Here is a 13,671-nt window from a genome sequence, read left to right as displayed (position 1 = left end):
CCCGAGAGAATACCGGCGGCAGCGGGCATCGTTAACTTAAGATACAAAAGCTGTCTGGAGATGGCGGGTCAAGATCACTGGAGATCGAGATGCTGGTCGTCAGTAGAAACCCGCGCGTATCCGATAAGCATGATATGTATTCCAGTAAGTCACGAGATTTGAGTATAGATAGAAAATGATAGGTGGAATGAGAAAGTGCAATCCTGCGCTGCGGATTGCAGACCGATTATGGTCAACACGACGATGATTCCATAAAACGTTAGTTTATAGGACTGTAACATTCCGGATTTAGTTCTGGATGTCTTTCAGGTAACTCTATGGAGTGAAGTTAGCCGCAGATAGTATCATCCACCTGCGGCATGCTAAATTTACAAAAGTAAAATTATTTTGTCGGGAAATATTTGTCCGCTAACGCATAAAGAATTGCTGCTGTTTCAGCATCAGCGACACCATCATAGGTATTTTGTCGGAAGTGAAGCTGAAATGCCCGGATCAAATTCTTGTATCCGCTTTCTGTTCCGGCATCTGAGATGTCATATCCGTATGTTCTTAACTTAGCAATAATATCTGCTTTAGATGGTAGCGACTTATTGAACTGCATCAGATAGTGCTGCATGGTCGATTCCTCATACCATGCACCGATACCTGCGTCATAAAGTTCTTTCCACGGGAAAGCAGCCCCTGGATCACTTTTTCTCCCCGGGGCAATATCGCTGTGTCCGACAACATTCGTAGGCGTAATATCAGGATATCGTTGCAGAATATTGGCTGCCAATTCCTTTATTGCATCAATCTGAACCGGGTTATAGGGGGGGAAGACAAACACGCCGTTGTTATCACTGGCCAAATTAACCGTCTCAATCCCGATGGAGGTATCATTCAGGTTGCTGCGTCCGGCCCATGAACTTACGCCAGCATGCCAGGCTCGCTCATTTTCGTCAACCAGGTTGAATATACGCATATCCTTAAAACCTGCATCAATATACGTTTTTTCTGAAGGGTCAGGCACGAGATAGTGAGCGCTTACCGAAGGCCCGGTCAAAGCGGTTATTGACGCTTTAAAATCGACAGCAGTGTAATGCATAACAAGGAAACGAACACGACGATTGAAACCTTTTACCGAGCGATAGCTATTATAATCAATGGGGTACATAGTCAACTCCTTTTATTGATGTGCAATCTATTGATAGCAGTATGTATGTCAACAAAATGTACACCAAGTTAGTGCGGAGTTATCTCTGAGGATTTTTTGTGACACGAGGCACGGTTTGTTAGAGAAAAGACCTGTGTATCTATAGTGGCAGTTGGCAGCTTTGCTCAGTTCCTGTTTTGCCTCAAAGTTTCCATTTTCAATTATTGTGGGTTGGAAAAAATGGAGTGCAGGTCGAGGATGATAAATGCAAGTTCATTTGCAGGTATTGTGGGTCTGAGACCAGCGCTGGTTGCAGCTAATGTGGGCTGAAAACCGGGGGTGAATGCAGGTCGACTCGATTTCAAATGCAGGTCACTACAGATACTGTGCAGCCTTTCCGCCACTAACTCCGTGGCGTGTCTGCCGGCCTGTGCGCTGGTAAAGCGCAGCCGGTTGCCGCACAGGATGCATTTGTATGGATCCGTACGCAGGAACGCCTTCATCAGCGCGGCGAAGCCGGGCCGCTCCGTTTTTTTTCGCGCCTCCATCTCCAGGGCCTCATACACTTTCGGCAGCAGCTCGCCCCGCTTCCGGTTGGACAGAAAACCGTAATAACGCACCATTTTAAAATGCTTTGCCGGGATATGGCTAATATAGCGCCCGATCATCTCCTCCTGGGTCAGCGTCTGCCGCCGGTACCGCTGCGTCCGGTGGTCGTAATAGTGGTGCACCACCGCGCCGCCGCTGTAGTGCCGAAGTTTTGCCGCCGACACCGGCGGTCGCTTCAGATACCGGCCGAGGTATTTGACGCTCCGCCAGGCACCCCGGGTTTTCTTCGCGAAGTGCACCTTCCAGTGGCGCTGATATTGCGCCTGCAAGTAGCGCTTCCACTGTTTCTCATCGCGGATATGGCCGAGGTTGGGCAGTTTGCCAGGATTTACGCGATCGTAGCTGGCACGCAGCAGACGGATAACGGCACCGCGCCAGATGGCTTCAACCTGCTGTTTTTTATAGAACAGATCGCGCCAGACACTGTGTTTGATATCGAGGCCACCGCGGGTGATGGAGACATGAATGTGCGGATGCTGATTGAGCTGGCGTCCGTAGGTGTGCAGGGCGCAGAAGATGCCGACCTCGATGCCCAGCTTGCGCACGTGCCTGAGTATGGCGCGGGTGGCGCAGCGAAAAAGGTCGTTGAGCAACGGCCAGTTGTTATTGAAGAACGGCCACAGCAAGTGCGGCATGGTGAAGGTGATGTGTTGCCAGTCGCAGTCGGGCAGGATGTGTTGCTGTTCGGCGATCCATTGCTCGGTGCCCTTGAGGCCGCAGCTGCTGCAGGCTTTAGATTTGCAGCTCTGGCAGAGAAAGCGTGAGTGAGTACAGTCAGGCGAGCTGCAGCAATAGCGGCGAACGCCCATGGCGCAGGTACCGCAGGCAAGCATGCGCTCGACAGAGAGTTTGGTCCAGTCGCTGAGCTGATGGCCGTTCTTCTCAAGGAAGCGCTCCCAGCCGTCATCGTGCTGGAACAGGAGCTTTGCGGGTCGCGGTATGTACATGAAAGACAGTATAAAATACGACGATGAGGGTGGATAGTACTTCGGCTGCGTAGCAGACGAGCTCACGCCGCAGGCGTGCTACCGTTCTTTTTTTTACCATTAGTGCCAATAGGTTATATTGATTATGCCCGGTTAATGATTAGTGGTAGCGATCAATGTTTTTGTATTAATAGATTTAACAAATTAAACTTCGGGAAATGATCGGAATTAACCATTGTGTTTTTAGGCCTACTGGAGGTATGGTTATTACCAGAGCAAGCAGAAATATAACATCGCCAGCCGGACATAAATTCCGGGGGTGCTATTTTACTGTCTTGCTATTTATTACAGACAAGGTTGTTATGCTCCTATATAATTACTTGTAAATAAGTAATTATATTTCTGTGAATTAATCAACTCAATTCTTTCTGGCGTTTTTTGCTGCTATATTCGGTGATCTTGAGCACATGTGTAGATGTGCCATCGAGCTAAGTTACGGATGGTGACCGGGATTATTTCCTGTTCGTGCTTATTTTTTCCTTTAAATAGTCATGAGAAATAAGGCATTCTCGGAAAGACAATTTGTTTGAATGATTATCTGGTATGTTATTTGTTAATTGTATTGAAAACAAAGTTTGCAATGGATACCTTTGCGTTTTTTATGTTTAATAAGAGGGTGAAATGGGAACGGAAGAAAATGAAAAAAAGATTGCTTGGGTATTTGGTGGAAGCTCTGATATAGGGATGTGTATTATTGCTTCGCTTCGCCACAAAGGGTATGAAATTAACTTTACGTGGAATAGCAATAAGCAGTCTGCTGAGGAAATCTGCAACCGCTACCAAGATATTAAAGCGCACAAACTAGATTTAGGATGTGAACAGGAGGTTGACGATTTTTGCGAAAAACATCTTAATGAGTCAATTTGCTTGTTTGTATATTGCGCAGGCATTAACAATGCAACCTTCTGTGATGAACTGCAAGCACCTTATCTGGAAAAAATCGTCAGGATAAACTATACATCAGCTGCGAAAATATTTAATAAAGCTGCCTGGTATGCAAAGAGAAATAAATATTTAGCCCGGAGATTCATTTTCATAAGTTCGGTTGCCTCAACAAAAGTCAATGTGGGAAATACTCTCTATGGCTCTACAAAGCTGGCTATGGAACGTTATCTCGTGGGGCTGGCATCAGAACTTGCCAGATTTAATGTTAAAACCCTCTGTATCAGTCCTGGGTTTGTTAGGACAAAAATGGTGGATAAGTATTGTGAAGACAAAGGAATTAGTATCAACGAGCTGATAAAACGCATTCCTACACGGGAATTTCTTCAGGTAGAGGACGTGGCTAATGTCGTGGTTGCATTCGCTTCAGGTCAAATTAATACAACGGGTTCAGAAATCAGCTTAGGTAACGGTGAGAGGTTTATGTAATGACACTTCAAAAAGTGATTGATATTTTTAAAGACGTTATGTACATGGAAAAAGATGATGAAGTAGATGTAAATAAATCTTTATTCACTCATTATGAGATGAGCTCAATCGATTTGATTGATTTTACATTTGAACTGAAAAAAACATTTGCTCTTACGATTGAGCCAGAAGATATCTGGCCAATAAATAAAATGATTTCGACATCTGAACTGTATGATGCAGAGTCAAAAAAATGGACGCAGTCAGGGATTCATCAGCTAAAAGAGTTGCTCTCTCATAATAAAAAAACAGAGAATTTGAAACCCGATACTGATGTTCGTAATCTATACGCTTTTTTTACGATAGAATATGTTGCGAATAAAATAGAAAAACTGACAGACATAGAGGAGGTTGAATGAATAGAGTATATCTTAAAGATATAGGTATATTTCATCAACATGCCAGAAATAGCGCAGAGTTGTCTGCGCTCGTGTCTTCAGATTATGTATTAGATGCAGAGTTATGCGATGCATATCAGTCAGTGATTGTAGAGTTATCGGATAAAAAAATAGTCAACCGTGAAGACCGTGCAGTGCTGAATCTCAATGCTAAAATACTTATCAATGCACTCTCAGATTTCAGTAATAAACAGTGTTTATCGATGATGTCTGAAGCTGCTATATATTCTGCATGCGATCCTGAAGAGCATGATAACTCTGAGGTGCAAAAGGTTATTAGTCGTGATCCGGATAATTTTTGGGAAAACTTATCTATTCTGAAAAAAACTGGAAATCCACTTGATCTGTTACGCATCCTTCCAACTAACCCGCTTTATCACGTCTCTAAAATCCTTAAAAACCACAGTGAAGGAATACCACTTCGTGCTGCATCATTGAGTGGTATGTCCGCACTTAAGCTTGCTCACTCTGATATCAAATTTGGTTCCAATAACAAGGGGGCATTGATCATCAATAGTGCAAACATGTGCTCATTTAATAGCATTGTTATGTTCGAGAAATTTGGTGAAATACGGCATGGGAACGCTGACAAGTCAGGGATAATTCCGTGCTGGGGAGGGATTGTTGCTTATCTTGATCATAATCCTGAATCCTCAATAGCTGAGGTGTTAGATGTTTTTCAGTGTTATGAACCCAGTCCTAAATTTACAGAACAATCTTGGATTACCTTATTTTCCAGGGTTAAAAGTTACCATGGCATACCGGACATTATCGTAAGTTATGACAATGGCATCGTTGCTCAGGGTGAGGTTGAGAAAAATGCAATCTCTCGCATGTTCCCTGACACCCCAGTTTTAAATTACAAAACTAAAACGGGTTATGGTGGGAAGATTAATAATCTAACGGATATTGCCTGTGCAATGGCTGACAATAGAATTAAAACAGGATCAAACGTGATGTTTAATGGTGCTGGTGTCATGCATGGCCTGGGATGTTGTTTACTCAATAAACTTGAAAAGGATTTACAATGAAAACAGCAGATTATACAGACAGGTTGTGCATATCAGCATACGGTGCCGTTACGCCTCTCGGATCTACCATTAAGGAGCTTAGCGATAAGCTTCGTGAAGGAAAAAGTGGTGTCAGGGAAATACAAAAATTTGACCATCGAGCGCTGAAATCCAGTAAGGTCGCCATTCCTCAGGAAGGTAATAAATCTATTCGATGGCCCAGGAAGCACCGGTTCCGCAATGGCGACATTTTCTACGCACACCTTGCAGCCAGCAGACTTAAGGAGAATCTCGATATCAGTTCGATATACTTACCTCATGAGGTGGGATGTATTTTGGGCGTAGATGAACCCACCTTTGATATCGATAAACTGATTGAGTTGAGTAAACATAACGCCACCATTACTGACCGAAAATCACAGATACAGGAGTCCGTTCATGTACTCCGCACCGGGGATTTTCTGGACACCGAAACCGCGGCCGTGATCAAGAGCGTCCATGATGTTATTCCCTTCACCGGTATGACTTTCGGGCATCTGGGTCTTTGTTGTGCGTCAACTCAAAGTATTGGTCTTGCAATGCGAGCGATTGCGCGTGGAGAGATAAAGGCAGCGATATGTGGGGGGGTATCCGCTAAAGTCACGCCGCTAAGCTTAGTTAGGCTGGAGGGAATGGGTGTCATCACAACCGATGAACAGTTTACGTTTGAAGCTCGTTCCCGTCCATTTGACAGGAAACGAAGTGGATTCATGCTGGGAGAGGGGGCGGTAATGTTCTGTATTGAAAAAGAATCTGCAATTAGAACCCGAGGAGGGACTCCCCTCGCTTATCTCAATGGATACGGGGGTGCTCTGTGCGCGCAAAACATTGTTGCCCCACATACTGAGGAGGTTGAGATGATGTTGTCCATGCAGCGGGCTCTCGAGGATGCAGGTTTAAACCCTGAGGATATTGATATGATTAACGCTCATGGGACCTCAACGCTACAAAATGATTTACATGAAGCCCGTGCAATTGCGCGCCTGTTTGGAAAACCCACGCCCCCAGTAACCGCAACGAAAGCTAATCACGGCCATCTTATGGCAGCTGCAGGCTCAATGGAAATTTTAGGAATAATTACCTGCTTTCAGGATAACTATATTCCAGCAATCATCAACCTTGATGAACCGGATCCACAGTTTTCCAAGGATGTGTCTTTAGTCAAAGTCACGCGTCAGGAAAAATTGAAATATGTTATAAAGAACTCTTTTGGAATGGGAGGAGGAGCTGCCACATTAATCATAGGAAATCCTGCAATGTGTAAACAGGGAGACTTTTAATGGATTTTTATTCACTTTTGAATGGAGCATGGCGGATTCGGAGTGCTAAAGAAGAATTAACAGCAGGAGACGTTCGTGAGAAAGTAGATTACTTCAGTTCAAACCTTGTTGCAGATGCCATAAATAAAAATGTCGATTTTGGAGAAATATTTGTTTTTGTTATCCGTAATAATATTGAAGGGATGTTGAGTTATTTTATTGCATCAAGATTAAAAGTGCATGCAATGCTGCTAAATATAAAAGACATAAATAATTTACCTTGCGTTATAAATGTTCAACATGTTGCCGCAGTCATCCATTTCAGTGCTGATGTTTCAGCATCAACTGAACAGTTAATACATATACGACTGAACGAGGTTATCAGTAAATCACCCCAACCAGATACAGTGAGTGTGCCGGTCTCCAGGGAAGGACTGGCCGAAGCATTCTTCTATTTTACGACCTCCGGCACCACCAGTGTGCCTAAGCTTGTCCGATATCATGAGTCTTCACTGGTTGGTAACGCTGAATGTGTCAGCCAGTATCTCGGTTTAACACCGGAAGATAACACTATCTGCTTCTTTCCTGTTCAGTATATGTACGGTCTTTCAACGATGCTCACTGTTTTCATTAGCAAAGGTGTCTTGGTATTTGAGCATTTCCAGCTCGGCTTAGTACCTGAGTTGATTGAGAAATATTCAATTACTACCATGCCGTTGATTGGAGATTTGATGATACCTCTCAGTAAAGTTCTCCAGGGAAAATCATGCCGCATTAAGCGAATACTCAATGCCTCGGATCGCTTGCTGGCCTCTCAGGCGATATCAATACTGCCTTATTGTGAAACACTCTGGAACAACTTTGGTCAGACAGAGTCCGGTCCTCGCTTGTTTTGCGTAAAGATCACTTCGAGTAAAGACATCCGAACTTATTCCCGGTATGGCGTTATTCCCCCCGGATTTCCGATGATTCCTGAAATCAAAACGGAGATCAGATCGACTGAGGCAGAAAGCGAGTATGGAGAATTGTATTACCATACGCCCTTTGCAGCCGATGGTTATGTCAGTAAGGACTTTGTCCTGACGCCACAGTCTTACTGGCAAAAATCTGGTGATCTGTTCGCTATAGACCACCAGGATTGCCATCACTGGTATTCACGTGTTGTTAATGAATTCAAGGTGAAAGGTAAATTTGTTCCCATTCAGATTATATCTGATCAAATCATGAGTCTGGCTGGTACAAGACATTATTTCAACCGTGACAAATCAGGAGTTATAAATCTTAACATCGAGTCATCTGTTAAGAATGAAGAATTAAATAAAATTAAACTTCTACTGTCGAATAACTGGCATCAATATTCCTTTAATGTCAATGTGATTCCTCAGTTTGACCTTACCCCAAGCGGGAAAATAAAAACAGTGCAATAATTGTCATTGTTAAATTTTAAATAGATTATAATCAGAAGACTCACAAGCTCAAATGGAATAAAATGAACGATGAGTAACAATGAAAGCACCAGCTTCTTTTTAATCTGTTCACCAATCACGATTAATTATGAAAAAAAACATGCTGAAGCCACTCTTTTCTTAAAGAAGTGGACATTTAGTCAACATCACCTACCAATTACCATGGTATTTGAGGGGATAAACCAGTTCGCGTGCACACTTGCAATGAAACTCTATCCTGACGACCATTCTGATTTTTATGTCCCTAATATCATTGAGGATTTCGATGCGAATTTTGATATTAAATCATCTGTGGTAAATATATCGGGCTGGGCTGAAGAGTGTCATGGGTTATGTCGTGTTGTATGTAACATATACGATAATGTTAAGGGAGTTAATGTATCTTCAGCGGTTGTTTTGGTAAATAAAGCACATTCTTACAATCAGAAGAAAATGCTGACAGCACATGATCCGGATATCAAAATGTGGAACATTAAAAGCGTTCCTCAGCGGCTGGATGAAGTTGAGTCCTTTGAATTTTCTTTCAATATTAAACATCCGTTGTTCCGAGAGCACTTTCCCGGTCACCCAGTCGTTCCCGGGTCAATGCTTTTTGAAATTGCGTTTAATCAAATCTATTTAAGAAATCCCGGCATGGTATCTTTTAAAATGGAAAAAATAAAATTTATAAGGGGGGTTATACCCGAATGCGCCTATACTCTTCATCTGAAAAAAACGAGGAGTAGTGTAAGAAATAGCGTTATCATTAGTTATATTCGAGATAATAAACGTTATGCATCTGGAAAACTACTCATTGAATCCAAAATCGTAGATTCATCGTTTGAGTGAATTTCACCATGTATAAAATAGCGGTTGGGATTATTCCTGAAATAATAAATCGTTACAAGACCCCTGATCTTTCTTATAAAGAAGGGTTGTCTGAAAAAATCTATTCTGATGCATCGCTTGCCGGTAGACTTCTCCTATTGAATATTATGAATTATCTGAATCTACCTGAAATATCCTATGGTATAAATGGAAAGCCATTTTTCAGGGATGAAAATATGCCATGGTTTAACATCAGTCATAGTTGCACGCATGCTGCTGCAATCCTTAGCGATGAAGGGCCTGTGGGTTGTGACATTGAGGTTATACGACCCAGAGAAAACTGGATTAGACTGGCCCGCTCAGTTTTTAGTGATGAGGAGTGCAATGCTGTTATTCAGGGAACTCCTGAAGATAACATAACTGAGTTCTGGTACAGATGGACCCAAAAAGAAGCGATATTAAAGCAAAGAGGAGGTGATATTTTTCAATTACCCTATATTGATAGTATTAACATTTCACCTAAGGTTTTCCTCAAAACTTATTCGTGTCCAGATTTTATTCTGTCAATCTGTACTCCGACAACCTGTAATACACTGCGTCCTATGAGGATTTGCAGGAATACAACGTTGGATACCTGGATGAATTCTGAATGAATAAAGCAAATTTCACAAATCTCGCATGGGTTCTCGCTTCACGCCCTAATGGTCAAGCTTCTGAAAAGAACTTTCGCCTTATCACTCACCCTATCCGCCCTATCAGAAAGGGGGAGATGCTTCTGCAAACGATGTATCTCTCACTCGATCCCTACATGCGGGGGCGTATGGATGATCGTAAATCGTATATTGCTCCGGCATTGTTAAATCAACCTATGGTGGGCAGTACCGTGAGCAGGGTGATAGATTCAGCGCGGCCTGACTTTGAGTCCGGCGATGTAGTGCTGGCGTCAGGTGGATGGCAAAAGTACTCCATTTCTAATGGTACAGGTGTGGTAAATATCAATCATCTGAAGCACCCGTCCTGGGCATTAGGTATTTTGGGGATGCCGGGCTTTACTGCCTATATGGGCCTGCTAGATATCGGTAAACCTCAGGCAGGAGAAACCTTGGTGGTGGCGGCAGCTACGGGGCCAGTGGGCGCAACAGTGGGTCAGTTAGCGAAATTGTGGGGCTGTCATGTTGTGGGCGTAGCGGGCAACGAAGAAAAGTGCAGGCATGCCGTTGAAATACTCGGGTTTTCCTCCTGTATAAATCATAAGCGACATGATTTTTCTGACGCGCTGAGCCGAGCCTGTCCTGGGGGCATTGATATTTATTTTGAAAATGTTGGAGGAAAAGTCTTTGATACCATTTTTCCGCTTTTAAACCCCTGCGCGCGTATCCCCGTCTGTGGCCTGGTGTCGGTTTATAACGAGCCATCCCGTGACGTCAGCAGGTCTGACATCACGCCCCCTATGCTTCGTGAAATTATCAGGCGCCGCATTCTCCTACAGGGATTTATTATTTCGCAAGATTATGGTGATCGTTACCATGAACTTTTTCACTCAATGATATCACTGACTGACAATAATAAAATACATTATCTTGAGCACGTAACAGAGGGCCTGGAGAATGCCCCAGGAGCATTTTTTTCAATGTTAGATGGATCAAATTTCGGTAAAACCGTGATCAAGGTTTCATAATATCGAGAAGTTGACGGGGGGCGGATAAACCTGAAATTCAGAATATGCTTAGGCGGATTCTGTCACGTTAAGAAGTTGTTAGGTAATTTACTTTTTTGTAATATTGCCTGATAATGTCTTTGCTCAAAAATAACTTTAAACGCCAACATCATCACGTCAATATTATTACTCAGTGCGTCCACTGGTTTCTGGATTATTCCCTGATCCTGCGCAATCTGGAGATGATAATGATTGAACGCGGGATTATCGTTGACCACCCCATGCTGCTTCAGTGCCTTTTAAAAGGCTATTGTCAGGTAAAAGCACAGTACTGTCTTTTTGCTAGTATAAAATTCCCGCAACACCCATCAGCTTTACAAGGCTGAAATATTCGACTTAAAAATTAGGAGAGCTAATGAATCAGCTTGATGAAAAGCGACTCGCAAACAAGCTTATTAACCACGATTCGTTTATGTGTGAATCATCCTTTGAAATTTTTGAACGCATCGCTGAGCTTCGCTCTCAGGGAAAACAGATTGCCAACATGGCTTTTGGTGAGCTTGATTTTGACACACCTGAACATATTCGGACCGCAGCAGTCCGGGCGATTGAGAAAGGCCAGACTCGTTATACACCTGTTAGAGGAAGCGATGAACTCATTCGAGCAGTTCAGCAGAAACTGATTATTGAAAATAAGATTGCCTACGAAAAAAGTGAAATTATGGCCGGAGCCGGTTCAAAGCAACTTATATTTAATGCGATGATGGCCACGCTGAATGAACGAGACGAGGTGATAATCTCAGCTCCATTCTGGTCATCCTATCCCAAGATTGTCAGCCTGAATAATGGTACTCCAGTTGTGATCATGACTAATAATGAAGAAGACTATAAAATAACACCAGTTAAGCTGAGAGCGGTTCTTACATCAAGAACCAAATGGATTATCCTGAATTCGCCAGGAAATCCTTCTGGGTCGGTATATACTGCTCAAGAGTTTACGGAGATCGCAAAAGTATTGTCTGATTATCCTGATGTTTTGGTCCTTTCTGACGAGATTTATGAATTTCTCACTTATGATGCCACCTTCATCTCATTCGCAAGTGCTGTGCCTCACATGAAGGAGCGTACGCTCACTATTAATGGGGTATCCAAGAGCTTTGCTATGACAGGATGGCGCATTGGTTACGCTGCTGGCCCCAGATGGTTGATCAACGGAATGTTAAAAATTCAGGAAAATAGCACTTCAAATCCATGCTCAGTCAGTCAGTCTGCGGCAACAGAAGCGTTGAACGGAGATAAATCGTTTATAAAAAGCTGGCGAGAAGAGCTGATAATCCGCCGGAATTGCGCGTGTGATATTCTTGCACGTTCCCCCCTGTTGCATTTTCTAAAGCCCCAGGCTGCGCTTTATATTTTTATTAATTATCAGCGAGTATTAAAACGGCCAGCCAGTGACATAATATCATTAAGCGATGACTTCGCTATCGTCAAGCATCTTATTGAATATGCTGGTGTCGTCGTATTACCAGGCGCCAATTTCGGCATGCCCGGTCATGTACGGCTGACATTTTGCATGGGGTATGAAGATGTGATCAAGGCCTGCTTTGCGATAGTTGAAGCGATAAAATTTCATGAAGTTTCATAAAATTTATGGGGTTTGGGGAGCAGTGGAACTGTAAACGACATTAAGAGGTAAATTTAAATGGTGAATAGACCCGGGTTTCGTAGACACTTTTTTGCCTCATTTGGAGGCTTAATAAAGGAGTGTTTATGTCAGTCAAAACGTTCACTGAAGAATTCAAAATTGAAGCCGTAAAACAGATCACTGAGCAGGGGTACCCTGTATCAGAGGTCTCTTCTCGACTTGGTGTATCCACTAATAGGGGTTCTACGCCGGAACCGCCGAAATTTCCGTTACCCCATCTTCAGCCCGGCAACCAGTGCATCCAGGTCAATAATTGAATTGCTGTTCAGGAAGGTGTAATGCCCGTTCAGCAAAATATGCTGCCAGGCTACCGGCGATATCCGGGTCAGCGCCTCAATGCCTTTGGCGTTCCCCTCCGTTTCCAGTCGTTTCAGTAATCGAGACAGGATCGCGGAGTTGTAGTAAACGATCGCGTTGGAGATCAACCGCCCGCACTGATTACTTATTTCCGTTTCAAGGTCATTTTTCCCGGTTAACTCTTTCTTTCCGCCGACTTTGGATACTGCGGCGCGTAGCTGGTGATAAGATTCAATCCGGTTCTGGGAGCGACGGATATTGCGTTCCAGCTGTGGATCACGCAGATACTTCAGCGTGTAAATGCTGCGGACCAGCCGGTCATATTCAAATACCGCCTGTCTTGTCGGGTTAGTTGTTGTGTAAGTACACAGTTTGCGGATCAGCGTTCCCTGCGTCATTTCCTTCAGCCCCAGCGTAGCGACAATACGATCGAGATTGCTTTTTTCGCTGGTTATAAGGTCCAGGTCAATTTGCCCGACTGGCTGAATCAGACATTTTTTATATGTCGATGGGTCTCTGGTGCAGTACAGCTCCTGCAATTGCCTGTTCAGGTCGGTGAAATGAGGTTCAAAGCGCAGGCCAAACCAGTACAGGATCGCAAAGTTGGCTTTGTTGATGCTGTGCATGTCACCGGTAATGGCCGTGGGTTTCACCTCTGAGGTGTTGCGGTACCAGATATCAAAGACATGGTGACCTTCATACTCGTTTGTGCCAATCAAATAGCCGTAGATCGGGATGTGGTTACACAGCAGCGTGTAGGCCACCATACCTTTACCGCGACCGAAATATTTACGTGAATGTCTGGCCTTTACTGTCGTAAGCGTAAAGGCATCGCCGTATTGACACTTATTTGGCAGGAAGCTCCACATTCCACGGCAGGAGATCCGCGACCTTGT

11 protein-coding genes and 2 pseudogenes are annotated in these 13,671 nt (G+C 43.7%); 10 read left to right on the top strand and 3 right to left on the bottom strand.

Annotated features, from left to right (window positions below; genetic code table 11):
• Positions 1 to 382: 382 nt before the first annotated feature.
• Positions 383 to 1,153 (bottom strand): N-acetylmuramoyl-L-alanine amidase, encoded by a 771-nt coding sequence (locus tag FU672_RS24085; RefSeq protein WP_148245129.1) that lies wholly within the window; start codon positions 1,151 to 1,153, stop codon positions 383 to 385.
• Positions 1,154 to 1,512: 359 nt separating this feature from the next.
• Positions 1,513 to 2,688, bottom strand: a pseudogene (locus FU672_RS24080) (IS91 family transposase); the annotation flags it as partial.
• 660 nt (positions 2,689 to 3,348) lie between these two features.
• Here FU672_RS24080 and FU672_RS24075 point away from each other — a divergent pair.
• From FU672_RS24075 to FU672_RS24945, 10 genes and pseudogenes are all read left to right on the top strand, one after another.
• Positions 3,349 to 4,098 carry an SDR family NAD(P)-dependent oxidoreductase gene (locus FU672_RS24075; protein WP_148245128.1) on the top strand — a complete coding sequence of 250 codons (750 nt, stop codon included), beginning with the start codon at positions 3,349 to 3,351 and terminating at the stop codon, positions 4,096 to 4,098.
• A complete protein-coding gene (locus FU672_RS24070; RefSeq protein WP_148245127.1) occupies positions 4,098 to 4,496 on the top strand; it encodes an acyl carrier protein in 399 nt (132 codons plus the stop codon). The genes FU672_RS24075 and FU672_RS24070 overlap by 1 nt, the downstream gene beginning before the upstream one ends.
• Entirely contained in the window at positions 4,493 to 5,566 is a 1,074-nt protein-coding gene (locus FU672_RS24065) for a hypothetical protein (protein WP_148245126.1), read from the top strand. Before FU672_RS24070 ends, FU672_RS24065 begins: the two co-directional genes overlap by 4 nt.
• Positions 5,563 to 6,864 (top strand): beta-ketoacyl-[acyl-carrier-protein] synthase family protein, encoded by a 1,302-nt coding sequence (locus FU672_RS24060; protein WP_148245125.1) that lies wholly within the window; start codon positions 5,563 to 5,565, stop codon positions 6,862 to 6,864. The genes FU672_RS24065 and FU672_RS24060 overlap by 4 nt, the downstream gene beginning before the upstream one ends.
• A complete protein-coding gene (locus tag FU672_RS24055; protein ID WP_148245124.1) occupies positions 6,864 to 8,270 on the top strand; it encodes an AMP-binding protein in 1,407 nt (468 codons plus the stop codon). The genes FU672_RS24060 and FU672_RS24055 overlap by 1 nt, the downstream gene beginning before the upstream one ends.
• A gap of 69 nt (positions 8,271 to 8,339) precedes the next feature.
• On the top strand, positions 8,340 to 9,137 hold the full coding sequence (locus FU672_RS24050; protein WP_148245123.1) for an ApeI family dehydratase: 798 nt from the start codon (positions 8,340 to 8,342) through the stop codon (positions 9,135 to 9,137).
• An 8-nt stretch (positions 9,138 to 9,145) separates the two neighbouring features.
• Positions 9,146 to 9,769 (top strand): 4'-phosphopantetheinyl transferase superfamily protein, encoded by a 624-nt coding sequence (locus tag FU672_RS24045; RefSeq protein WP_148245122.1) that lies wholly within the window; start codon positions 9,146 to 9,148, stop codon positions 9,767 to 9,769.
• Positions 9,766 to 10,794: an NADPH-dependent curcumin/dihydrocurcumin reductase gene (curA, locus tag FU672_RS24040; RefSeq protein ID WP_148245121.1), complete on the top strand. Its 1,029-nt coding sequence runs from the start codon at positions 9,766 to 9,768 to the stop codon at positions 10,792 to 10,794. The genes FU672_RS24045 and curA overlap by 4 nt, the downstream gene beginning before the upstream one ends.
• Before the next feature lie 394 nt (positions 10,795 to 11,188).
• Entirely contained in the window at positions 11,189 to 12,418 is a 1,230-nt protein-coding gene (locus FU672_RS24035) for a pyridoxal phosphate-dependent aminotransferase (RefSeq protein ID WP_148245120.1), read from the top strand.
• A 125-nt stretch (positions 12,419 to 12,543) separates the two neighbouring features.
• Positions 12,544 to 12,654 (top strand): annotated as a pseudogene (locus tag FU672_RS24945) (transposase); the annotation flags it as partial.
• A 33-nt stretch (positions 12,655 to 12,687) separates the two neighbouring features.
• Here the strand turns inward: FU672_RS24945 and FU672_RS24025 are convergent.
• Positions 12,688 to 13,671, bottom strand: a 984-nt coding sequence (locus FU672_RS24025; RefSeq protein ID WP_262349061.1) for a Tn3 family transposase, incomplete at its 5' end; no start/stop codon positions are given.

Source organism: Enterobacter asburiae (genome assembly GCF_008080435.1).
Lineage (GTDB): Bacteria > Pseudomonadota > Gammaproteobacteria > Enterobacterales > Enterobacteriaceae > Enterobacter > Enterobacter asburiae_C.
Note: the sequence above shows the minus strand (reverse complement) of the source record. Positions and strands in the feature narration are given on the sequence as shown.